Source organism: Sorangium sp. So ce131, from assembly GCF_051519095.1.
Lineage (GTDB): Bacteria > Myxococcota_A > Polyangia > Polyangiales > Polyangiaceae > Sorangium.
Genome location: NZ_CP150455.1, coordinates 1,152,721 through 1,175,969 on the forward strand (window position 1 = coordinate 1,152,721; position 23,249 = coordinate 1,175,969).

General features: G+C 72.5%; 19 protein-coding genes. 16 read left to right on the forward strand and 3 right to left on the reverse strand.

All coding sequences use genetic code 11. From position 1 onward, the window contains the following. The first annotated feature begins 12 nt into the window (after window positions 1-12). The 6 genes from WMF43_RS04275 to WMF43_RS04300 all read left to right on the forward strand — a co-directional run bounded on the left by WMF43_RS04275 (window position 13) and on the right by WMF43_RS04300 (window position 8,532). On the forward strand, window positions 13-1,242 hold the full coding sequence (locus WMF43_RS04275) for a PEGA domain-containing protein (protein WP_437677653.1): 1,230 nt from the start codon (window positions 13-15) through the stop codon (window positions 1,240-1,242). 66 nt (window positions 1,243-1,308) lie between these two features. Then, window positions 1,309-2,904: a hypothetical protein gene (locus tag WMF43_RS04280; RefSeq protein ID WP_437677654.1), complete on the forward strand. Its 1,596-nt coding sequence runs from the start codon at window positions 1,309-1,311 to the stop codon at window positions 2,902-2,904. Window positions 2,905-3,347: 443 nt separating this feature from the next. Then, the gene (locus WMF43_RS04285; protein ID WP_437677655.1) at window positions 3,348-3,569 is read left to right on the forward strand and encodes a hypothetical protein; all 222 of its coding nucleotides are present in this window, start codon (window positions 3,348-3,350) and stop codon (window positions 3,567-3,569) included. 1,137 nt (window positions 3,570-4,706) lie between these two features. Next, window positions 4,707-6,386, forward strand: a complete 1,680-nt coding sequence (locus WMF43_RS04290; RefSeq protein WP_437677656.1) for an L-aspartate oxidase — start codon at window positions 4,707-4,709, stop codon at window positions 6,384-6,386. Further along, on the forward strand, window positions 6,383-7,297 hold the full coding sequence (locus WMF43_RS04295) for a CPBP family intramembrane glutamic endopeptidase (protein ID WP_437677657.1): 915 nt from the start codon (window positions 6,383-6,385) through the stop codon (window positions 7,295-7,297). Before WMF43_RS04290 ends, WMF43_RS04295 begins: the two co-directional genes overlap by 4 nt. Then, window positions 7,294-8,532, forward strand: a complete 1,239-nt coding sequence (locus WMF43_RS04300; RefSeq protein WP_437677658.1) for a patatin-like phospholipase family protein — start codon at window positions 7,294-7,296, stop codon at window positions 8,530-8,532. Before WMF43_RS04295 ends, WMF43_RS04300 begins: the two co-directional genes overlap by 4 nt. A gap of 72 nt (window positions 8,533-8,604) precedes the next feature. On the opposite strand, the gene WMF43_RS04305 is transcribed toward WMF43_RS04300, so the two are convergent. Then, the gene (locus WMF43_RS04305; RefSeq protein ID WP_437677659.1) at window positions 8,605-9,105 is read right to left on the reverse strand and encodes a YchJ family protein; all 501 of its coding nucleotides are present in this window, start codon (window positions 9,103-9,105) and stop codon (window positions 8,605-8,607) included. A 106-nt stretch (window positions 9,106-9,211) separates the two neighbouring features. On the opposite strand from WMF43_RS04305, the gene WMF43_RS04310 reads away from it, so the two are divergent. The 3 genes from WMF43_RS04310 to WMF43_RS04320 all read left to right on the forward strand — a co-directional run bounded on the left by WMF43_RS04310 (window position 9,212) and on the right by WMF43_RS04320 (window position 13,271). Next, window positions 9,212-9,679, forward strand: coding sequence for a Tudor-knot domain-containing protein (locus tag WMF43_RS04310; RefSeq protein ID WP_437677660.1), 468 nt, complete (start codon window positions 9,212-9,214; stop codon window positions 9,677-9,679). 177 nt (window positions 9,680-9,856) lie between these two features. Continuing rightward, window positions 9,857-11,944 carry an elongation factor G gene (gene fusA, locus WMF43_RS04315; protein WP_437677661.1) on the forward strand — a complete coding sequence of 696 codons (2,088 nt, stop codon included), beginning with the start codon at window positions 9,857-9,859 and terminating at the stop codon, window positions 11,942-11,944. A gap of 10 nt (window positions 11,945-11,954) precedes the next feature. Next, entirely contained in the window at window positions 11,955-13,271 is a 1,317-nt protein-coding gene (locus tag WMF43_RS04320; protein ID WP_437677662.1) for a hypothetical protein, read from the forward strand. Between the two features lie 124 nt (window positions 13,272-13,395). On the opposite strand, the gene WMF43_RS04325 is transcribed toward WMF43_RS04320, so the two are convergent. After that, entirely contained in the window at window positions 13,396-13,830 is a 435-nt protein-coding gene (locus WMF43_RS04325) for a DUF6918 family protein (protein WP_437677663.1), read from the reverse strand. Between the two features lie 348 nt (window positions 13,831-14,178). Here WMF43_RS04325 and WMF43_RS04330 point away from each other — a divergent pair, with 348 nt between their 5' ends. Then, entirely contained in the window at window positions 14,179-15,189 is a 1,011-nt protein-coding gene (locus WMF43_RS04330) for a hypothetical protein (RefSeq protein WP_437677664.1), read from the forward strand. A gap of 25 nt (window positions 15,190-15,214) precedes the next feature. Here the strand turns inward: WMF43_RS04330 and WMF43_RS04335 are convergent, their stop codons facing one another. Then, complete coding sequence (locus WMF43_RS04335; RefSeq protein WP_437677665.1) at window positions 15,215-17,965, reverse strand: glycoside hydrolase family 15 protein; 2,751 nt, start codon at window positions 17,963-17,965, stop codon at window positions 15,215-15,217. A 131-nt stretch (window positions 17,966-18,096) separates the two neighbouring features. Between WMF43_RS04335 and WMF43_RS04340 the strand changes: the two genes are divergently transcribed. The 6 genes from WMF43_RS04340 to WMF43_RS04365 all read left to right on the forward strand — a co-directional run bounded on the left by WMF43_RS04340 (window position 18,097) and on the right by WMF43_RS04365 (window position 23,010). After that, a complete protein-coding gene (locus WMF43_RS04340; RefSeq protein WP_437677666.1) occupies window positions 18,097-18,645 on the forward strand; it encodes an OmpA family protein in 549 nt (182 codons plus the stop codon). Between the two features lie 148 nt (window positions 18,646-18,793). Next, complete coding sequence (locus WMF43_RS04345) at window positions 18,794-19,534, forward strand: MotA/TolQ/ExbB proton channel family protein (RefSeq protein WP_437677667.1); 741 nt, start codon at window positions 18,794-18,796, stop codon at window positions 19,532-19,534. A gap of 9 nt (window positions 19,535-19,543) precedes the next feature. Beyond that, window positions 19,544-20,017 carry a biopolymer transporter ExbD gene (locus tag WMF43_RS04350; protein ID WP_437677668.1) on the forward strand — a complete coding sequence of 158 codons (474 nt, stop codon included), beginning with the start codon at window positions 19,544-19,546 and terminating at the stop codon, window positions 20,015-20,017. After that, the gene (locus tag WMF43_RS04355; RefSeq protein WP_437677669.1) at window positions 20,014-20,868 is read left to right on the forward strand and encodes a TonB C-terminal domain-containing protein; all 855 of its coding nucleotides are present in this window, start codon (window positions 20,014-20,016) and stop codon (window positions 20,866-20,868) included. The genes WMF43_RS04350 and WMF43_RS04355 overlap by 4 nt, the downstream gene beginning before the upstream one ends. Further along, window positions 20,859-22,190 carry a tolB protein gene (locus tag WMF43_RS04360; RefSeq protein ID WP_437677670.1) on the forward strand — a complete coding sequence of 444 codons (1,332 nt, stop codon included), beginning with the start codon at window positions 20,859-20,861 and terminating at the stop codon, window positions 22,188-22,190. Before WMF43_RS04355 ends, WMF43_RS04360 begins: the two co-directional genes overlap by 10 nt. 247 nt (window positions 22,191-22,437) lie before the next feature. Further along, window positions 22,438-23,010, forward strand: a complete 573-nt coding sequence (locus WMF43_RS04365) for a hypothetical protein (RefSeq protein WP_437677671.1) — start codon at window positions 22,438-22,440, stop codon at window positions 23,008-23,010. The last annotated feature ends 239 nt before the right edge of the window (window positions 23,011-23,249 follow it).

Sequence of the window (23,249 nt, forward strand, 5' to 3'; positions counted from 1 at the left end):
GGAGCCATGACGATGAACTGCCGATCCCTTGCCCTCTTGCTCACCGCCGCGGCCTTGATCGCCGATCCTGACGTCGCCGCCGCGCAGCCTGCAGCGCCACGGGAGGCTGCGCCGAGCGCCGACGCGGCGAAGCGCGCCGAGGAGGCGAAGCGCGCGGAGGAGGCGAAGCGCGCCGACGCGTCGAAGCGCGCCGACGCGGCGAAGCGCGCGGAGGAGGCGAAGCGCGCGGAGGAGGCGAAGCGCGCGGAGGAGGCGAAGCGCGCCGAGGCGGTGGCGCGCGCCGACGTGGTCTTCCGGCGGGGCCTGCGCCTCTACTCGGACGGCAAGTTCGTGGAGGCGGAGGCGGAGCTGCTTCGTGCGTGGGAGCTGAACCCGACGTTCGACGTGGCGTACAACCTCGGCAACACGAAGTACCAGCTGAAGAAGTACCGGGAAGCGTCGACGTTCCTGTCGCTCGCGCTGAGAAACTGGCCGCTGATCAAGGTGACGGCGAAGCTCCGGACGACGGCGGAGAAGCGGCTGGCCGAGTCGAAGGAGCAGGTGGGCGCGCTCGTGGTGACGGGCGGCGTAGCCGGGGCGGAGGTGCTCGTGGACGGGGCGGCGGAGGGCACGGCGCCGCTCTCGGGGGAGGTGTTCGTGGAGCCGGGCGAGCACCAGGTGGAGGCGAGGCTTCCGGGGTACACGTCGACGAAGCAGCTCGTGCGGGTGGCGAAGGGGGGGACGGCGGAGGTGGCGCTGGTGATGACGCCGCTGAAGCGCGAGGCGACGGCCGCGAAGCAGGAGGGGGCGCAGGGCGGCGGGGCCGCAGCGGGGAGGGCGCCTCTTGGACCGGCGGAGCCGGCGGCGCCGCCGCGACCGAAGAGCTGGGTGCCGGCGATCGCGCTCGGCGCGGGCAGCGCGGTGGCGCTCGCGGTGGGGGTGGGGCTGACGGTGGCGTCGCGCAACGCCCGGAGCGACGCGGACACGCAGCGCGCCGCGATCCTCTCGATGGGGCCTGGGTGCGTTCGTGCGACGGGCGACGTGGCGCGCGCCTGCGTCACCTTCGAGGACACCGCGGGCCGCGCCGAGGCGCTCGGCACAGGCGCGCTCGTGGCCTACGCCGGGGCCGGCGCGCTCGCCGCCGGCGCGCTGGTCTACACGTTGTGGCCTCGATCGAGCGCGGCCGGCAGCTCGACGGGGATGCAGCCGAGCGTCTCCCTGGCGAAGGGCGAGGCGGTGCTCGGCGTCGTTGGCTCGTGGTGAGCGTGCGTGGTGAGCGTGCGCGGTGAGCGTGCGCGGTGAGCGGCTGCGGGAAGGAAGGACGCGAACGTGAGAGAACACAAGGGCTTCACGGCTGGCGCCGTCTGCGCGGTGCTCGCGGCGGTCGGGTGCGACGCGCTGTCGATCAACCTGACCGACGACCGCGAGTACATGCTGACGGAGCCCCCTCATGACGGGCGCCCAGGCGAAGGCGGCGGACCGACGAACCCCGCGTGCAAGCCGGACCCGACAGGGGACGCGGGCGCGGTGACCGACGAGTGCGCGGTGTTCGCGAGCGCGACCGCGATGCCCGGCGGAGACGGGACGAAGGAGAAGCCGTACGCGTCGCTCGCGGAGGCGATCGCGAGCGCGAACGGCAGGCGGGTGCTCGCGTGCGCGAGCGGAGCGTTCGCGGAGAACGTGGCGATCGGGGCCGGGATCGAGGTGATCGGGGGCTTCGACTGCGGCGCCGGGTGGACGTGGAGCGCACAGGCGCGGAGCGCGATCGAGGGACCGGCGGGCGCGGCGGCGTTGACGCTCGCGGAGGGGGCGAGCGGGGCGAAGGTGCGGAGCTTCGAGATCCGCGCGGCGAGCGCGACGGAACGGGGCGGGTCGTCGATCGGCGTCGTCGTGGCGGACGTGGAGGCGGAGCTGTCGCAGGTGGACGTCACCGCAGGCGACGGGGCGGACGGCGCGAACGGGGCGCCGCCGACGCAGGCGCCGCAGCCGGGAGCGCCGGGGATGAGCGGTACGGCGGCGTGCTCGCTTCCTGCCGCGGTGCGAGGAGGTGTGCCCGGCGTGAACGCGTGCGAGGGCGGCGAGACGCGCGGCGGCCCCGGCGGGCTCGGCGGCATCCCGGAGATGGACGGGGGCGAGGGGCGGAAGGGGGGCGATGGCACGCCGCTGCCAGAGCCGAACCCGGAGGGGTACGGGCTCGGCGGGGTCGGACAAGCCGGCACGGCGACCAACTGCAGGGGCGGCGAAGAGGGGGGACCCGGAGCCGCCGGCGGCGCCGGTGCAGCTGGCAGCAGCACGACGCTGACGCTGTCGGGCATCACCGGAGGCGAAGGCGGCAACGGCGAAGCCGGGAAGCCAGGTCAAGGGGGTGGAGGAGGCGGCGGCGCGAAGGCGGGACTCTTCTGCCCGGCCGGGCCGGACGACACCGTGGAGGGACCGGGCGCCAGCGGCGGAGGCGGCGGAGCCGGCGGTTGCGGCGGCAAGGGAGGGGGAGGTGGCCAAGCTGGCGGGTCGAGCATCGGGATCGTGAGCCTGGGAACGAAGCTGGTGTTGACCGAGGTGAAGGTCGCCGTCGGCAAGGCGGGCAAGGGCGGAGAGGGAGCCGACGGGCAGAACGGTGCGACCGGGGGCGCGGGCGCTGTCGGCGGGGGAGCATCGGAGAAGCGCCCCTCGATCCCGGGCTGCACGGGCGGCAATGGCGGTCTAGGTGGAGCCGGCGGTCCCGGCGGAGGCGGTCGAGGCGGTCATGCGGTGGGCGTCGCCTACGCAGCTGCGCCGGGCGCAGCGGTCGAGCTGACGGACTTCATGGCGGGTACCGCCGGGGACGGAGGCACCGGGGGCCCCGGCGCCCCGATGGCGAGCGCCGGCAGGTCGGGGGCGAGCGGCGTGTGCTGGAACTTCGCCGAGAACAAGAGCTGCGGGCAGTGAGAAGGGCGGCGTGACGGGCGCTATGCGCGAGATGGCGGACGAGCGCCATGAAGCGCAACGCCCGCGCTGCCCCGGGGTGAGGAAGCTGGCGACGATCGGGTGACGAGCGATCGACAGAGAGGGGTTCGCACCGGAGTTCAGGCGCGCGGGTGCACGCTGGCGGGGGCGAGCAGGCTCCTCGCGCGCGAGCCACGGGGAGCTGCGTGGGGCGAGAGCGCCCCTGTTATTCCGTGATAATTCTGAGTGACAGTTCGTAAGCCGCGGAATCGCGCTTGAGCTCCGCAAGAAAGCGCTTGGCGAGCTGTTTCGGCAACGTCAGAATTGGCAGGGTCCGTTGCCCAGGAGCACCCATGCACACGCGCCCGAAGCCTCGCCGAGACGATGCACCTGCCTCGCGGGTGCGCCCCTGTCTGAGCCGGTTCGGAAAGTGGGAGCAGGCGCGGATGCGGGAGCTCGGGCTCGACGACGTCGCGTGGGATCCGGAGCGGTACTGCGAGCAGTGCATCGCGAAGCACGCCGCTCGTGACGACGCGGCGGCGGAGCTCGACCCAGCGCACGGGATACGCCCTCGATTGCTGAAGAACCGAGGTTCGGAGGCGACGACACCCGCTGGGGGCGCTCCACGAGAGCGGCCCAAACCCGGCGACAAATCGAACCCGGTGTGATCGCTTCGTCCTGAGCGCAGCGAGCCCAGCGCGAACAACGTCGCTAGATTCGCCTGTTAGAAGTCTTGGCAGGGATCACGGCGAGAGGAGAGAGGTTTCAACGCAAGGGCGCAAGGGCGCAAAGATACAGAAAAAATTCTGGTTTGCGCCTTTGCGCCTTTGCGCCTTTGCGTTGAAATCTCTTGAGATCCCTGGCCGGATTTGTGACGCTCGGAGCTAACACGGGCCCATGTCGCGCAGGTCGCGAATGCGGCGACGTGCACACTCGGCTGCGAGGCTGCGATGGATACCGAGACGCACGCCGAGCGCACCGGTGTCGGCGACGGCCGATACGTGCATTCAAGGCTCGATATCGTCGCGTGACCTGCCCACGCAACCTGCCGGTATGGAATGGCTCTGATGAACGAGCGCTGGAGGCAGCGAACAGAACGAGGTCGCGCATAAAAAACTCAAGCATATTTGTATAATGACGTCACGAGCGGCGAGCGGGCGTCGCGAGCGCCCCGGTGCGTGAGGTGTTGCCTCGATTCAAGAGGACGAAGCGACAAACCCTTGGACGCGCACGTCAGCGGGATGCTAGGTTCTCGGCGCCGTGGAGACGCGGTACGGTGGGCTGCTCGGCGCTTCCAACTCGCCACCGCAGCGTGGATTGCCAAAGGCGCAGGCGGACGGACCGGAGATCTGCTGAAACCATCTGCATCGGGCCGCGATATACGGATGTAATCCGACGGTCGCAGAACGCAGCCCAGCAGCAGGTCGCTTTTGCGTTTTGCGTCGCGATTCGACGTTGCCCGCTGTGAAGGCGGCGCATGCTCAGGCGTTTGCGGAGAGCGTCTCGCGTGGTGGAGTCCGATGTTCGAGCCGCTGCTCTCGAGCGGGGCATGCCGGCAGGCTGCGGCGGCGGCTTGCCCTCGGCGGCAGGCCTGCGGCGGCGGCTTGCCCTCGGCGGCAGGCCTGCGGCGGCGGCCTGCCTCGCCGGCAGTGCCTGCGGCGGCGCGACGGCCCCACGCTGCCGGCCCGGCCCGGCCCGGCCCGGCCCGGCCCGCGCCCGGACGCCCGGCGGCGGCGGAGCCTCCGCGCGGCGAGGCGCACCACGGCCTACCTTCAAGTGCCCCGACCCTGCTACCCTCCGGCGCCGTGGCGATAACGACAGATTTTCTCGTCATCGGCAGCGGTGTTGCCGGCCTTACCTTCGCTCTCGCGGCGGCCGAGCACGGTGAAGTGATTGTCGTCACCAAGCGGTCGCGCGACGAGTCCAACACGAAGTACGCCCAAGGCGGCATCGCCGCGGTCTTCGCGCCGGACGACTCCTTCGAGGCGCACGTGGCCGACACGCTCGAGGCCGGGGCGGGGCTCTGCCACGAGGTGGTCGTCGAGATCTGCGCGCGGGAAGGGCCCGAGCGGGTGCGCGAGCTCATCGCCCTGGGCGCCCAGTTCGACCACAACAACGGCCAGGTGAGCCTCGGGCGCGAGGGCGGGCACTCCGCGCGCCGGATCGTGCACGCCGCCGACGCGACCGGCATGGAGATCGAGCGAGCGCTGCTCGAGCAGGCCCGGCAGAACCCGAACATCCGCTTCGCCGAGCACCACACGGCCATCGACCTCATCATGCTGTCCCGCTTCGGCGGGCCGGACGTGTGCGCGGGCGCCTACGTGCTCGACGAGACCGACGCCGCCCTGAACCCGCCGCCGCGCCAGCGCGACTCGGAGCGGCCCGCCCCCCGGCACCGCCCCGCCTCGAAGCCGCACGTCGTCGAGACCTACCTCGCGCGGGCCACCGTGCTCGCCACCGGCGGCGCGGGCAAGGTCTACCTCTACACGACGAACCCCGACGTCGCGACCGGCGACGGCGTCGCCATGGCCTACCGGGCAGGCGCCGAGGTCGCGAACATGGAGTTCTACCAGTTCCACCCGACCTGCCTCTTCCACCCGGAGGCGAAGAGCTTCCTCGTCAGCGAGGCGCTGCGCGGCGAGGGCGCCATCCTGCGGCTGCCCGACGGCACCGCGTTCATGGCGAGCCACGACCCGCGGAAGGACCTCGCGCCCCGCGACATCGTGGCGCGCGCCATCGACTTCGAGATGAAGCGCACCGGCTCGGACTACGTGCTGCTCGACATCACCCACCGGCCGGCGAGCTTCGTCCGCGAGCACTTCCCCACCATCCACGCCCAGTGCCTCCGGTACGGCATCGACATCACCACCCAGCCGATCCCCGTCGTCCCGGCCGCCCACTACATGTGCGGCGGCATCACCACCGACCTCTACGGCAGGACCACCATCCCCGGGCTGTGGGCGATCGGCGAGTGCACGTGCACCGGCCTGCACGGCGCCAACCGGCTCGCCTCGAACTCGCTGCTCGAGGGGCTCGTCTTCGGCCACCGCGCCGCCGCGCGCCTCGCCACGCAGATCGCCGAGCTCCGGCAGAGCCCGTTCCCCCCGGTGCCCGAGTGGCAGGTCGGCAACGCCGTCGCGAGCGACGAGGAGGTCGTCGTCGCCCACAACTGGGACGAGCTCCGCCGCACCATGTGGAACTATGTCGGCATCGTCCGGTCCGACGCCCGCCTCCGGCGCGCCGCCCGGCGGATCTCCCTCCTCCAGGAGGAGATCCGCGAGTATTACTGGAAGCACCTCGTCACCCGGGACCTCCTCGAGCTGCGCAACATCGCCACCGTCGCCGAGCTCATCGTCGGCTGCGCCTCCGCGCGGCACGAGAGCCGGGGGCTGCACACCACGATCGACTACCCGGAGACGAGCGAACGCCTCAGCACGGACACGGTCGTGAAGCGGGGCGTCCTGCCTTATCTCCGAGGTCGATGAACGATCTACCCCGCGGCACGCCCGATCCCCCGCCGAGCGGGGGGGCCGGCCCGCTCTCCCCCGGCGAGAGCGGCGAGCGACCGATGTCGATGCCGGCGGCCGGCGGATGGGTCGCGGGCGTCACCTTCCTCTTCCTGTGGCTGCTCGGCATCATCGCGACCTTCCGGCCCGACGAGCGGCTCGACGTGATCAGCAGCTTCGGCTGCCAGGCCGTGGCGTACCTGCTCGGGCTCTTCGGCGTGCTCCAGATCCACGCGCCGCGCGCGTCGATCCGCGAGCTCCTCGGGGTGCGGCGGACCCACGCGGCGTTCTACCCGATCGCGATCGCGCTCGGCGTCGCGCTCGAGGGGCCCATCGCCGCGGTCTACGACGCGATCGAGCGGCGCTGGCCGTCGGGGGTCAGCGAGCGGGAGCTCGTCAAGATCTTCGCCGAAGCGAGCGCGCTCGAGCTCGCCGCGCTCGGCGCGGTCTTCATCGCGCTCGGCCCCGCGGTCGAGGAGATCTTCTTCCGCGGGGCGCTCGTCCGCCCCCTGCGGCAGCGGTACGCCGCGCCGCTCGTGATCGCGGCGACGTCCGCGCTCTTCGCGGTGGCCCACATCGAGTGGCAGAAGTTCCTGCCGATCGCGATCTTCGGCGTGTTCCTCGGCGTCCTCCGGGTCGCGAGCGGCTCGCTCCTGCCGCCCGTCCTGCTGCACGCGACCTACAACGCCATCCAGTGCTACGCGCTGCTCACCGTCGCGGCCGCGGATCCCGCCGGCGAGGCGGCCGCCGCGCCGCCCGCCGGCGCGCCGGCCCCGGCGTGGGTCGTGGCGGCGAGCTCCGCCTGCGCGCTCGTGCTTGTCGCGCTCGCCATCGCCCTCGGCAACCGCGCCGAGGCGGCGGTCCGCGCGAGGGAGAAGGACGCACCATGATGCCGGCTGTCGAGAGCCAAGGCGGAGGCGAGCGCCGCCCCGCGCAGAGTGCAGCCGGGGACGGCGAAGGCCGCGCCCCGCACGTTGTCGAGCCGAGCGAGCCGAGCGGCGAGGGCCGCGCCGCCGCCCGCAAGGAGGGGCAGGGGGGCCGCGTCAGCCTCTGCCTGCCGGGGGGCGGCCTGACGGGCGCGCTCTACCAGATCGGCGCGCTCGCGGCGCTCGAGGACGGCGTCGAGGGGATCGACAACCAGAGCTTCTCGCTCTACCTCGGGCACGGCAGCGGCGCCGCGGTCGCCGCGGCCCTCGCCGGCGGCATCCCGATCGAGCGGCTCTACCGCGCCCTGCTCGACCCGGTCGACAACTTCTTCCCGCTCGAGCGCGGCCACCTGCTCTCCATCGACGTCGGCGAGTGGCGGCGCGCGCTCACCACGAGCTTCGTCGCGCTCCGCCACGCCATCGCCCGGATGGCGACCCGCGGCGACGAGAACCCGAACGCGCCGGCGCAGCTCTACCTGCTCGAGCAGCTCGACCGCTTCAACGACTCGCTCCCGGCGGGCCTCTTCAAGCTCGACCGCTACGAGCGGTTCCTCGGCGAGTTCTTCCTGCGGCGGGGCATCCCGAACTCGTTCCGCGCGATGCCCCGGACGCTGCGCATCCCGACGCACGACCTCGACTCGGGCGAGCGCGTGGTGTTCGGCGCCGAGGGGTTCGACGACGTCCCCGTGTCGCTCGCCTGCGCGGCGTCGCTCGCGCTGCCGCTCTTCTTCTCGCCGGTGCGCATCGACCACCGGCACTACCTCGACGGCGGGCTCGGCCACGTCGCGCACCTCGACCTCGCGCAGGCCGCCGGCGCCGAGCTCACGATCGTCGTGAGCCCGCTCGTGCCGGTCTCCACCGCGCACCGCCCCGTGCCGACCGGGCACGGCGTGCGCGAGAGCGTGCGCGACAAGGGGATGCTCTGGATCTTCAACCAGGCGATGCGGATCGGCGCGCACGCGCGGCTGCACCAGGCGGTGGGGCGGACCGTGGCCGAGGGGAAGATGCAGGTCCTCGTGCTCGAGCCCGCGCCGAACGACGCGCTCCTGTTCCTCCACAACCCGGCCAACCTCCGGGCGCGGCGGGCCATCCTCGAGTACGCCTACCGCACGACGCGCGAGCGCATCGCGGTGTGGATGGAGAGGAACCGCGCCGTGGTCGAGGCGATGGGGTGGCGCGAGGCCCGCAGCGCGACGTGACCGCGCGCGGGAGGCCCCGCGCGCCGACGTGACCGCGCGCGGCGCGCGGGCGCGCCGGGCGGCGCCGGCGCGTCAGGGCACGAGCGACGAGAACGTGAGGATCGTCAGCCCCTCGGGCGCGGCGCCGACGCGGGCCCGCGGCAGGGCGACGCCGTGCAGGTAGCGCCAGCCCTCGCCGTCGTGGAGGAAGTCCGAGAGCTCGACGAACGAGCGGTCCGCGCCCTCCTCGAAGATCTTGGCGAGGAACAGCACCGACGCCGTGCTGCCGCTCTCGCGGCTGTCGAGGATCTTGAGCCCCCGGTACCGGTGCTGGTGGATCGTCGCCTTGAGCTCGCGCACGACCTCATCCCGGTCGCGGCCCCGGTCGGTGTGGCCCATGTGCAGCGTGTTCCAGAGGTACGCGGCGTCTCCGACGGCGAACGCGGCGTACCTGGAGCGCATCAGCGACACGGCGTCGGGCGCCTCGCGGTCGCCCAGATGGTACGGGGCGCAGCACTCGCGGTACGAGCGCCCCGAGCCGCATGGACACGGGCGGGAGAGGGTGCCCCTGCCAGGACGGACGTCTCGGGTCATCGGCGTCATGTACACGGGTTCGCGCCGCGTTGCAGCGCCCGGGCGCGCCCCGGCCCGGAACCCCCTTGCAAGGCGCCGGGAGCGACGGTAAGGCGGGCGGGAAGGTATGCCCGCAGCGCGCGCCCACGCCGCGGCCCTCCTCCTCGTTCTCGCCCTGATGCTGGGGGGCTGCAAGCGCCGATACGCCATCGGCGACCACGTCCTCGTGTCGTGGGAAGGCAACGTCTACCCGGCCGAGGTCATCGAGGTGGTGAGCCCGACGAAGTTCAAGGTCCACTACCAGGGGTACGACGACATCTGGGATGAAGTTGTCTCTCGTGAGCGGATCCGCGGCCTGGTCGAGGGCAACGTCGTCCACCCCGAGCCGCCGGCGAAGGTCCGGAGCAAGGGGCTGCAGGCCTCCCAGACCAACGTCTACAAGATCGGCGACCGGGTGCGGGTCGAGTGGCACGGGCAGATGTACCCCGCTGTGGTCACCGGCATCGTCGGGCAGGAGCGCTACCGTATCCACTACGACGGCTACGGCCCGGAGTGGGACGAGACGGTCGGACTTTCCAGGATCCAGGCCAAGTAGTTGGATTTGTCGCGACGATTCATTTTCCCCCTGGCGCTTGGCATGGTGCCGAATTAAGAGCCGCGCCGAATTTCCGACCGGAAGGAGCGCATGAGTGCGCCCGCCTTGGTCGGGGTTGATGCGTGCCGCACGCCCTCCACGGGCACGCCCTCTCGGGTGCGCGGCGGGGAGCCTTCTGTGAACAGCGATCTGTCGAAGCTGCGCAACATCGGGATCAGCGCCCACATTGACTCGGGCAAGACGACGCTCACCGAGCGCATCCTCTTCTACACCAAGCGGATCCACGCCATCCACGACGTCAAGGGCAAGGACGGCGTCGGCGCGAAGATGGACTCGATGGACCTCGAGCGCGAGCGCGGGATCACCATCCAGTCCGCGGCCACGCACTGCTTCTGGGGCGGGCACCAGATCAACGTGATCGACACGCCCGGCCACGTCGACTTCACGATCGAGGTCGAGCGCGCGATGCGCGTGCTCGACGGCGCGATCCTCGTCCTCTGCGCCGTCGCCGGCGTGCAGAGCCAGTCGCTCACCGTCGACCGGCAGATGCGCCGCTACGGCGTGCCGCGCATCGCGTTCGTGAACAAGTGCGACCGCGCCGGCGCGAACCCGCTGCGGGTGCGCGCGCAGCTGCGCGAGAAGCTCAACCTGAACCCGGTCCTCCTGCAGCTGCCGATCGGCCTGGAGGACAAGTTCGAGGGCGTCGTCGATCTCATCACGCTGAAGGCCTTCCGGTTCGAGGGGCAGAACGGCGAGAAGATCCTCGCCTCCGAGATCCCGGCCGACATGGCCGACGAGGTGAAGGCGGCGCGCGAGGAGATGCTCGACGCGCTCTCGATGTACTCCGACGAGCTCACCGAGGCGATCCTCGAGGAGCGCGTCACCGAGGAGCTGCTCTACAGCGCGGTCCGGAAGGCGACCGTGAACCTCCAGATCGTCCCCGTGATGATGGGGTCGGCCTACAAGAACAAGGCCGTGCAGCTCCTGCTCGACGGCGTGACGCGCTTCCTGCCGAACCCGTCCGACATCACGAACAAGGCCGTCGACATCGAGAAGGACGAGGCCGAGGTCGTGCTCACGAGCGACCCGGAGAAGCCGCTCGTGATGCTCGCGTTCAAGCTCGAGGACGGCCGTTACGGCCAGCTCACGTACCTCCGCGTCTACCAGGGCACGCTGGCCCGCGGCAAGGAGGTCACGAACACCCGCACGGGCAAGCGCCACAAGGTCGGCCGGCTCGTCCGCATGCACGCCGACGAGATGGAGGACATCGAGGTCTCGGGCGCGGGCGACATCGTCGCGATGTTCGGCATCGACTGCAACTCCGGCGACACGTTCACCGACGGCACCGTGAGCGTCGCGATGACGTCGATGCACGTGCCCGAGCCGGTCATCTCGCTGACGGTCACGCCCAAGGACAACAAGTCCCAGGCGAACATGTCGAAGGCGCTGCGCCGCTTCACCAAGGAGGACCCGACGTTCCGCGTCGGCGCCGATCCGGAGAGCGGCGAGACGGTCATCCAGGGGATGGGCGAGCTCCACCTCGACGTCTACATCGAGCGCATGAAGCGCGAGTACTCGGCGGAGGTCGTCACGAGCCCGCCGCGGGTCGCGTACCGCGAGACGATCACGCGCCGCGTGGACTACAACTACACGCACAAGAAGCAGACCGGCGGCTCGGGCCAGTACGGCAAGGTCGGCGGCTACATCGAGCCGTGGGCGGACGGGCAGTACCAGTTCGACGACCAGGTCGTCGGCGGGGCCATCCCGCGCGAGTTCATCCCGGCCGTCGACAAGGGGTTCCAGTCGATGCTCCCGAAGGGGCAGCTCATCGGCGCGCCGGTCACGGGCGTGTCCGTCACGCTGAACGACGGCGCGGCGCACTCGGTCGACTCGTCCGACATCGCCTTCCAGGAGGCCGCGCGCGGCGCCTGGCGCGAGTCGTACGCCAAGGCCGGCCCGCAGATCCTCGAGCCGCTGATGAAGGTCGCGGTCGAGGGGCCGAGCGAGTTCCAGGGCGGCGTCGTCGGCATCCTCATGCAGCGGCGCGGCATCATCATCGGTTCGACCGAGGCGGAAGGGTTCTGCCGCGTGGAGGCCGAGGTGCCCCTCGCCGAGATGTTCGGGTTCTCGACCATCCTCCGTTCCGCGACCCAGGGCAAAGCCGAGTTCACGATGGAGTTCTCGCGCTATGCTCCCCTTCCGGCAGCCCTCGCCGAGGAGCTCATCAAGAAGTACCGGGAAGAGCAGGCGAAGAAGGCCAAGTAAGGGGGTCGGTATGTACCGCAAAGAGGTGAACGAGCGGAGCCCCATGCGGGTCTTCGAGGGGTCGATGCACGGCGGCCTGGGGCGCGGCAACGTCGGCGTCATCGTGTCGCGGCCCGGGGTGGGGAAGACGGCTTTGCTCGTGCAGATCGCGCTCGACGATCTGCTGCGGGACCGCAGGGTCCTGCACATCTCCCACGAGAACGCGGTCGACCACGTCCGCGCGTACTACGACGAGATCTTCCACGACCTCGCGCAGTCGATGCGGCTCGAGGAGCCGGAGGCCGTCCGGCTCGAGGTCGAGCGGCACCGGCAGATCTACTCGCACCTCGGGCACGTGAAGGCGTCGACCGACTCGCCCGAGCAGGCTGCGCGGCTGTGGATCGAGAAGATGCTCGAGACCGTGGCGTTCGCGCGCGGCGTCGCGCACTTCGAGCCCGACGTGATCATCGTCGACGGCTTCGACGTGGCGGTCGCGTCGGAGGAGGCGATCGAGGCGCTCGGGCGTCTCGCGAAGGAGCGCTCCGCCGAGGTCTGGGTCGCGGCCCAGATCGAGGAGCCGGGCGCTCCGGGCAAGCTGCCGGCGTCGCTCGCGAAGATCGAGCGCCACCTCAACGTGGTCGTGTACCTGCAGCCGGAGCGGGACGTGGTCCGCCTGCGGCTGCTGAAGGATCACGACAGCAAGGACCTCGCCGATCTCCACCTGCGCCTCGATCCGCACTCGATGCGGGTGATCGACGAGGACGTGCGCGCCCCGTCGGAGCGACCGAAGGACCCCCGGCGCTTCCGCCTGCACTCGGGCGGCGCGAAGGGGGCGGAGGCCGAGTTCGGCGTGTGCGCCGAGCGCTGGGGGCTCCAGGAGCTGAACTACAGCTTCGAGGGCCACCGGCTGCTCGAGCGCCAGCGCGGCGTGGTCGTGCTCGGGGAGGACGAGCTGCGCAAGGGCGACTTCAGCCTCGTGTACGTGTCGCGCCGCCTCGGGCGCGTGCTGAGCGAGATCCCGCTCGTGCGCAACATCCTCCAGACGATCTGGCACCAGATCAACGCGGCCAGCCAGGTCTTCGTCGTGGGCACGCTCCAGGAGGACGGCACGGTGCGCGGCGGCACCGGCTGGGGCGCGGAGCTCGCGCGCCTCTGGAAGAAGCAGCTGTTCGTCTACGACCAGGAGCGGCGCAGCTGGTTCCGCTGGAGCGGCTCGGCCTGGGAGATCGCCCGGCAGCCGAGCATCACCAGCGAGAACTTCGCCGGGATCGGCACCCAGGATCTCAACGAGCACGGCCGCGAGGCGATCCGGGATCTGTTCGCGCGGAGCTTCGGCGAGCCCGGCTGAGCCGGCCGGCGCGGCCGCGCTGCCGGCGCGGCCGCGCGCTGTCAGCACGGCCGCGCTGCTAGCACGGCCGCGTGGGCGGGCGCGGCAGGCTCGCCGTTCGGGCGGTCCCGCCGCGCCGCGGCGATCAGGCCGCGTACTTCTGGATCAGCTGAGCGAGGCGGGGGACGGCTTCCTCGACGTTCTTCTTCGCCGAGCCGCGGAGCGTGTCGTAGGTGCTGCGCACGACGCCGCTCGTCGACGCCTTCGCCTTCTCGTCGGTGATGCTGAGGAGCGCGTCGGCGACCCGCGCGCGGTTCGAGCTCAGGAAGCTGCTCGGGTTCCCGCTCTGCGTCGCCTCGGTCCAGAGGGGATCGAGCTTCTTGGCGAACTCGGGCAAGAGCTTCTCGACCACCTGCGCGATGAAGCCGGGCTTGATGCCCTTCACGGCCTTGTAGCCGGCCTTGACGGCGATGCCGGAGAGCCCGCCCTTGGACGCCACTTCCTCGTCGACCAGCTTGCAGCAATCGGCGACGACCTGGGATTTCTTGCTCTCGTCGAGCAGCGTTTCGCTCAGACCCATTCTCGATTCCTCCGGGCGCTTCGGGGGCCGGACGCGGCCCCCCAACCCATGTCAGCGTGACCCCCGGCAGGGAGCCCCGACCTTGTCGCGCGGGCGCTCGGCCCGCTCCGACCACATCGAAGCGCGGCTCTTACCACGACGGCTCAAGCGCAGGCACCGCAAGCGCCCGCCCGGAGATGCCTTCGGTCCGGGACGGCGCGCGCGCGTCGCGGCCGTCCAGGATGCCGGCGCCGCGCTGGCGCCGCGCTGTCCGGCGCCCGCGTCCCCGTCGCAGCCTCGTCGAGACCACGTGCGTGATCGCCTCGGGCACGCCATGCTCGAATTGTAATTCGAATCACATTTGAGGTGGTGGGTTCTCGGCGCTGCCAGGCGGCGAGGCCTGCCGGGGGGCTCATGGACGTCTACTGCGAAGTCTGCGGGATCGTCACCAGCGTTTCAGGCGACGCGCGCGGCGGGGGCGCGCGCGCGTGCTGGGCTTGCGGCACGACGCTGCGCGCGCACGGGAGGGGCGCGGCCGGGCCGCCGGCGGGCGTCGAGGAGCGCGCGCCCGTGGTCCCCGCGCCGGATCTCCCGGGGCCGAGCAGACCCCCGGCGCCGCGCGACGACGAGGACCCCACGATGATCGACCTCCGGTCGCTCGCGCTGAAATCGTTCCTCGCGACGCTCCCCGCCCGGAACCACGCGGCGGGCGCGCCGGCGCCGCTGGTCGCCGTCGACGCCCCGCCCAGCGTGAGCGACGTGCTGCGGGTGTACGACGCGCTCGCGCCGATCGCCGCGCCGCCGCGCGCGCGCCGGGCGCCCCGCCTGCGCGTGCTCCTCGCGGCGTCCGCGGCCGGCGCGCTGGCGCTCGCGGTGGTGCTCGCGCTGGTCGCCGGTCACCGGTCGCGCGCGCGCGCGCGCGCGACCGGGAGCGCCGTGCTGCCAGACGCGCAGCGCGGCCTCGCTCCGGTGGGGGAGCTCGCGCGCAGCGTGAAAGCGCCGGGCGAGGCGCAGGGCCGCGCCGCCCCATCGCCGCGCGCGCCCGAGGCGCCGGCGCCCGAGGCGCCGGCGCCCGAGGCGCCGGCGCCCGAGCTCGTGGCAGGAAGCGCTCGGTCCAGCGAGGCCGCTGCGGCGCCGCGCCCGCGCGCCGAGGTGAAGCCGGGCGGCCGGGGCGCCTCCGTTGCCGGCGACCGCGCGCGCTCGGCGCGCCGGCCGTCGACGGCGCCCGCGCCGCCGCCTGCGCCGCCCGCGCCGCCCGCGCTCGAGGCGCCGCGGCCCCCGCCGCCGGTGTCGCTCGCCGATGCGCTGGCCGCTGCGGTGGCCGAGCGCCCGCCGAAAGCCGCCCCCGCAGTGCGGCCGCGCGAGGAAGCCACGGAGTAGCCGCACCGCGCGCGGCCGGCGGACGTCAGCGCCGCGTGATCCCGCGCCGCCGCCGCGCGACGCCGGCCGCGACGAGCGCGGCCGCGAGCAGCGACGAGGGGACCGCGCCCTCTGCGGGCGCAAGCCGGCAACCGCAGCCGGCGGCTTCGCGGGAGCCTCCGCTGCCGCCCGCACCACCGGCGCCGCCATCGCCGCCCGTCGCGCCCGCGCCACCGGTGCCGCCCGCGCCGCCATCGCCGCCCGCGCCACCATGGCCGCTCGCGCCGCCCACGCCGCCCGCGCCGCCATGGCCGCTCGCGCCACCGGCGCCGCCCGCACCCCCCGCGCCGCCATGGCCGCTCGCGCCACCGGCGCCGCCCGCGCCTCCCGCGCCGCCGCTCCCGGCGCCCTCGTCGAAGTACGCGCCGCAGGCCGGCCCGACGGCCACGCCGTCGCGCGCCGCGAGCGCCAGCGCGTAGACGCCTGCGCCGAACCCGATCATGGGCGCGTTGAACTTGTACCTGCCGCTCGTCTCGTCGTACGTCTCCGCGATCGCGAGGTAGTTCGCGGCCGACTGGTCGAGCACCCACCGGAGCAGCCGATCGGCGCGCGCCCCGTCCCCCATGAGCTGTGCCGCGACCGCGCCGCGCAGATCGGTCACGACCCACTCGGCGCTGTCGTACTCGCTGCCCCACGGGCTCAGGTCGTCCGCGCCGGCGTGGTCGGCGCGATCATCGTTCCGGGACCACCCCGCGCCGGCGGGGGTGCGCAGGTGCTCGTCGAGCCCGGCGAGCGTGGCCGCGGCGATGCGGCCGCGCGGATCGAACAGGCCCATCGCGATCCCCTCGAGCACGGCCGCGTCCCAGTAGCCCTCGCCCGAGGCGAGCTCCTCCAGGCTCGACGCGAGCGCGCCCGACGTGTCGGTGAGCCGCGCGGCGATCGCGGCGCGCAGCCGCTCCGCGGCGCCGCGGTACCGCGCGGCGCGGTCGGCCTCGCCGCGCCGCGCGACGATCGCCGCGGCATCGCAGAGGCCGCGCGCCGCGGTGATGCTCGTGTACGCGAACGATCTCTCGCGGCCGTGCCAGTGGGTCTCCCAGATCGACGAATCCTTCCGGACAAGCCCGGTGTCCGGATCGATCAGCGCGACGATCGCATCGGCGACCTTCGCCGACGTGGCGCCCCAGTGCTCGTCCACGAAGCCCGTGTCGCCGGTGAGCTCCTCGTAACGGCCGAGCGCCCAGAGGAACAGGCCGAACCCGTCGAACTCCAGGTTCGGGCCGAAATCGTTGAAGTCGGTCTCCTCCACCCCGAAGCCGTGGTAGCGCACCAGGCTCATCTGGTACGGGGGCATGTCGTACGAGGCGAGCTCGCTCCAGCCCTGGAAGCGGCCCGCCTCCGCGTCGAGGTAATAGCTCAGCGCGTCGCGCGCCTCGGCCTGCATGCCGAGCGCGGCCATCGCCGCGGCGGCGTAGGCGCCGTCGCGGATCCACGCGACCGTCCACTCGCCCGGCGGCAGGCTCGCGATCACGGCGCCGCGGCCGCGGTGCGCGATCGTGGCCGGGAGCGCGGCGCGATCGCCGCCGAGCGTCGCGCCGAAGCGCGTGGCGCGCGGCTCGCCGTCCCGGGTCAGGTGCTCGCGCAGGAAGAAGCGGCCCTCGCGGGACTGCGCCATCCGGAGCATCACGGCCGACTGCCGGAGCAACGCCGTCTCCTCGGGCGTCGCCGTCGGCGGCACCCGGAGCGCGCCCTGGAACGCGCGGTACACGTCGAGCTCGCCCGCGACCACCTCCGCCGCGCCCCGCCCCCCGAGGTAGCCGTCGAGGGCGCTCTGCACGAGCGGGGCCGCGTCGAGCGACGGATCGCCGTGGTGCACGAACGCCACGCCGACCCACCGCCGCTCGCCCGGGCCGATGCGGCCGAGATCCCACTGGAACGCGCTCACCGAGCCGTCGGCGGTCGGCGCGCTCCCGTCGAGGTCCGGCAGGTCGACGGCGCCGCCGTCCTCGACGATCCGGTAGACGTTGAGCTCCGGCGGGCTGCCCGCGCTCGAGGCGCCGTGGCGCGCGACCGGATCGAGGGCGCGCGCCACGACCACGCCCGCGAAGGCGCGCTCGAGGAAGTCGCGCCGGCCGGCGCTCCCGTCGTAGACGATCGTCTCGCCCGACTCGCCGATGTCGCTCATCACGCCCGGGCGCCCGAAGCCGAGGTGGAAGTTGTGCAGCGAGAAGGCCGACACGCCCTCCGCCGCCTCGGCGCCACGGTTCTCGACCCGCATCGCCATCACGAAGCCGGCCTGGCCGAGGCCCTGCGGCGCGAAGAAGTACTGCGCGCACTCGAGGTCGCCGACGCGTTGCACCATCGTGACCACGCCGGTGCCGCCGCGCGCGCCGTCGGTCCAGCCGGCGTAGCCGCTCGCGTCGAGGTCGACGGGGACCCCGGTCAGCCACCGCTGCCCGCCGCCGGAGCGCAGCCCGAAATACGCGTCGTAGAGCAGGTCGCGCGTGTGCACGGCCTGCGGCTGGTTGCCGACCCAGACCTCCTCGCCGCGCGCGTCGAGCAGCGGCTCCTCGGTGGCGAACAGGTGCTCGCGGAAGTGGGTGAGCCGGGCTCGGCCGAGGTCGAGCAGCACCGCGCCGAAGCCGTTCGAGGACGGCAGCTGGAAGAACGTGCGCTGCACCGGCGCCTCGGCCCGCGCCGCGCCCGGCGCGGCGATCGCGGCCGCCGCCGCGCCGAGCGCCCAGGCCGCGGTCGCCCCGGCCCGGGCGGCGCGGGGCAGGCGGGATCGTTGGTGCTCCAATCGGTTGCGGCCCCTGGCCAGGCGAAGCATCGGTGAACTTTATCAGGAATGCCCGACCTCCCGGCGCGTCGGCTCGCCCGGGGCCGCTCAAAATGCTGCAACGCGACCCCCGGCGTGGTAACGCCATGCCCATGACAAAACTGCCTGCGTTGCTCCTCGTGGTCTCGGCGCCGCTCGCCGTCCTCGCGGCAGGTTGCGGCTCGGATCCGCCGCCCCCGGCGAACACCGCCGGCGACGTCGCGCCTCCTCCTCCGCCGGCGCCGACCGCCGCGCCCGCCCCGAAGCAGGACACGGCGAAGCCGACGAGCGGCTCGATCCGCATCGACGACAAGATCCTCAAGGCCTGCGGCGACTTGCCGACCGCCCGCTTCGCGTTCGACTCGACCTCCATCGAGGGCGAGGCGGCGACGGCGCTCGACGCGCTCGCGCGCTGCTTCGTCTCGGGTCCGCTCAAGGGCAAGGGGCTGAAGCTCATCGGCCACGCCGATCCGCGGGGCGAGACGGAGTACAACCTCGCGCTCGGCCAGAAGCGCGCCGGCAGCGTCGCGGAGTACCTCGGCACGAAGGGCCTGGAGCAGGGCCGGATCGCCACCTCGTCGAAGGGCGAGTTCGAGGCGTCGGGCACGGACGAAGAGGGCTGGGCGCGGGACCGGAAGGTCGACATCCTGCTGGCCGAGTGAGCGCCGCGCGCGCCGCGCGCGCCCGGGGTGTCGGACGATGTGAAGAGAGGGCCACGGCCGGTGCTTCCGGGCAGCAGAGGGGGCCGCGGCCACAGCCCGCACTGACCAGGGGACCGCGCGCGCGGATCCCCTGAACGAAGAGATCGATATGGCCTTCCTGCAGAGCGCCCCCGAGGCGGCGACCGCGGTCCCGATCAAGCTCGATCCCGTCTCCCTGGTCCTCCACGCTTCCGGTCCTGTCTTCGTGGTCGTCTGGTCGCTGGTCCTCGCGGCCGTGCTCGTCTGGGTGATCGCCGTCCTCAAGATCCTCCAGCTGTCGCGGCTCTCCTCCCTGGAGGCGCGGTTCGAGCAGGAGTCGGCGCAGGCGCACTCGTCCGAGCAGCTGTTCGCGCTCGCGCAGCGGCACGCGGACGCGCCGGGCGCCCGCGTCGTGCTGGAGCTCAGCCGCCGCGTCGGGGGCAGCCGGCTGCTCGACTCGATCGCGAAGCGGGCGATCGTGACCGAGTCGCAGCGGGCGAGCGCGCTCATGCCGACGCTCTCGTCGATCGCGGCGGCGTCGCCGTTCATCGGCCTGTTCGGCACGGTCTACGGGATCATGGACGCGTTCCTCCGCATCGGTCAGCAGAAGAGCGCGTCGCTGCCCGTCGTCGCCCCGGCGATCGGCGAGGCGCTCATCGCGACGGCGATCGGCCTGTTCGCCGCGATCCCCGCCGTCATCGCGTACAACGCGCTGAACAAGCGCATCGACGACCTGCTCGCGGCGCTCGAGGCCGCGAGCGAGGGCTGGGTGGAGATCGCGTCGCTCTCCGCGCGGGGAACGCAGGACACCATCCCGCTGGCGCTCCAGCGGACGAGCGACCGGCCCACGCCGGTGATGCCGCGCAGCTGAGGGATCGCCATGGGCATGTCGGGCGGCGGAGGCCGCAAGCGGCGGGGCGGGGGCTTCAGCGAGATCAACGTCACGCCGCTCGTGGACGTGATGCTGGTGCTCCTCGTGGTGTTCATGGTCACCGCCCCCCTGCTCACGGCCGGGCTCCGGGTGGAGCTGCCGAACGTCGCCGCCGAGGAGGCGCCGACGAAGGACACGAAGCTCGTCGTGACCGTCACGAAGGAAGAGAAGATCCTCTTCGGCGAGGACGACGCGACGGCGGACATCGAGGGCGTCCTGGCCTCGAACGCGCGCGTGCAGAAGGAGAAGGAGCTCTACATCCGCGCCGACAAGAACGCCCGCTACGGCGCGGTGGCGCGGGTCGTCGCGGCCGCGCGGTCGGCCGGCGTCGAGGGGCTGAACCTGCTCGTCGAGCCGGAGATCGAGCCGGAGGGTGACCCCAAGGCCGGCGGCGCGGCGCGGCCCGGCGGAGCGGCGCCGTGAGCGCGGCGCCGGCGCGCGCGCCGGCGGCGGGCCCGAGGGAGCGGCCCAGGCCGACGAGCGACTTCCGCCCCCGGGACATCGCGATCGCGGTGGCGATCGCGGTGGCCGTGCAGGCGGGCGCCGCGGTGGCGATCACCATCGCGGACCTCTCCCGCCCGGCGGCCGCGCCGGAGATCGACAAGGGACCGAGCGTGCCGGTGAAGGTCGTCCCGGTGCTGGACCTCGACACGCCGCTGCTCAAGCTGGGCGGCAAGAAGGACCGGCTGAAGCTGCCCGATCGCTGGGTGCGCCAGACGCCCAAGCCGCGCGTCGAGCAGAAGGCGTTCGCGTCGCCGAAGGCGGGCAAGACGGTCGAGGACATCCCGAAGGAGGACGTGAAGGTCGCGGACGCGGGCACCACGCCGCCGCCGCCCGACGCCGAGGTCGCGAAGCAGGTCGACACCGAGATCGCGCCCACCGACGCCGGTCCGCCCGCCAACGTGGCCCAGGAGGGCCACTCGGACGGCGTGGCCGAGGGCACGGAGACCGATCCGCTCAAGGCGCGCGCGGTGGACCTGTACCTCGCCCGCATCGCGGGCTGGTTCTCGAGCAGGTTCCGCGTGAACGGCTCGGGGCTCCCGCCCGAGGAGCTGGTGAAGCACAAGCCGCGCGCGGTGATCGTCCTGTCCGACGGGCAGATGGTGAGCTACACGCTGACGCCCAGCGGCAACCCCATCTTCGACGCGGCCGCGCGCGCGACGCTCGAGGGCGCGAAGGGGCAGGCGCTGCCGCCGCCACCCGAGAACTATCCCGATCTCGGGCAGAAGCAGGTCAGCGTCACGTTCGTCTGTAGAGAGACCACATGCGACTAGCCCGAATGACCCTCGGCGCCCTGGCGCTCGCCGCCGCCGCGCTCGCTGCTCCCCCCGCACCCGCCCAGGCGCCGGCGGCCGCGCCGCCGCCGAACCCCGACGAGCTGCTCGGCCACATCACGGTCGTGGCCGGCGCCTCGCGCCCGCTCCCGAAGATCGGCGTGCTCCCGTCGCTCGTCTCCGACCCCGAGGACGTGACGGTCCACAGCGTGGTCCGACGCGATCTCGAGCTCTGCGGCGAGTTCGAGGTGCTGCCCGAGAGCGCCGCGCCCGAGGGCCTGTACCTCTCGGACAGCCCGGTGGACGTGAAGGCGTGGTCGTCGAAGGGCGTCGAGGCGGTCGTGAGCGTGCGCGGCAAGAAGCTCGGCGCCGACAAGGCCGAGCTCGTCGGCCAGGCGTTCCTGGTGAACCGCGGGCAGGCCCCGGTGTTCGACAAGAAGTTCATCGTGCCCCTCCGCGACGTGCGCTTCGAGTCCCACCGGGTGGCCGATCAGCTGATCGGCGCCCTCACCGGCCAGAACGGCGGCTTCGCCAGCCACATGACGTTCGCCTCCGGCTCGGGCACGCTCCGCCGCGTCTACACGATCGACGCCGACGGCCACGACGCCCGGGCGGTCTCTCCGCCCGAGCAGACCGCCATCGCCCCCGCGTTCGGGAAGAACGAGCAACTCTATTACGCCGCGAGCGCGAAGGGCGACGAGTACAAGATCGTCACGCTGGGGGGCAATCCGGTCACGCTGCCCGTGAAGGGCTCGGTCTACGGCATCGCCTTCTCGAAGGATCGCTCCCAGGTGGCGCTCAGCATCGGGGTGGGGTCGACGATCCGGCTGTTCTCGGGCCCCGACTTCCAGAACATCAAGCCGGCGTCCGAGGTCGGGATGGCGCTCCACCCGGCGTTCACGCCGACCGGCAAGCTCGCCTTCTCGGGCGAGGGCAAGTACGGACAGCGCATCTACGTGGGCGGCAAGGCGATCTCCCCGGACGGGCTCTGGGCGTCCGCGCCCACGTTCTGCAACCACCCCGACGGCGTGAAGGCGGTCTTCGCCGTGGGCGCCGGCAAGAACACGGACCTCGTCGTCTCCGGGGAGACGGGCGGCGGCCTGGCGCGCCTGACCCAGGGGCAGGGCAGGAACGGGTACCCCGCGTGCAGCCCGGATGGGCGCCTCGTGGCATTCTTCTCCACCCGCACCTCCGGCGAGGGGCCAGGGCTCTACATCATGCGCGTCGACGGCCAGCGCCCGAAGCGCATCTCCAACCTGCTCGGCGACTCGCTGCGCTGGGATCCGTTGCCGCCTGGCAAGGCCGTCGAGGCGAAGAACTGACGCAAACGGTGCTCCTGCGCCTGCAACTTCTTCCGTCCAGAGACGTCTCTAGCGGTGGGTATTTCGTGCGCGCTCCGGTGGGTCGACCCGGGGCGTGACGGCCGACGGGGCAGCGCGCGCATCGACCGCTTGTTTGGCCCGCTGCGTCGGTCGCGATTAGCCTCCGGACTGCCCAGGGGCGGGCTGGCGAGCGATTTGCAACGTGACCGCCCCGGTCAGTCAGACCAGGAGACGTAGGGAGAAGAGCATGGTGTCGAGCCGCATCTGGACCGCGATCGCGATGGCCGGGACCCTGTGCGCGGGCGGCTGCAGCTCGGCGGCAGCGGTTCAGGAGACGAGGATCAGCGAGCAGGGGGGCTTCCAGGATCCGGAGCACCGGCTCGCCACGTCCGAGGGCGGGCGGTACTGCAGCGCCGAGGTGCTGCGCTGGCACTACGACGAGCCCGCGTCGACGCTCCGGCTCGCCGACGCCCGCCTGATGCTCGACTGCTGCGGGCGGCGGGCGATCCATGTGGAGCGGATCGACAGCCTGGTCGAGATCACCGAGCGGGACGAGCCGGACGTCGAGGAAGGTCGCTGCAGCGAGCAGTGCGCCTTCGACCTCTCGGTCGGCGTGCAGGGCGTCCCGCGGGGGGAGATCTACGTGAAGCTGCTGCGCGACGTGGTCGATCGACAGGGCAGCCCGACCGTGATCTGGAGCGGCTCCCTCGACCTCGACGAGACGGCGGGCGCGGTCGTCCTGGACGAGACCTCCGCCGGTGCTGGCTGCCAAACGCAGGGCCCGCGGCGCCGCCGCAGCGCGACCGTCGCTGCAAGGTGACCACAATTTTCGCGCCACCCTGTCCAGAACCAGGTACAATGTCCTCAGAGGAAAACAGTGACGGCGGACCAGGCATCCCGCCGTGGGACAGGTAGAAGACAGCGGAGCAGCTTGACCGACCCTGACGTCCAAGGTCGGAAAGGTCGGATGAACGCGGATAGCCGCGCCGCCTCTACTACTTTTACCTGGACAGGCTGAAACCAGCCGAATATATTCCAGTCCACTATGCGTGTAGCTGC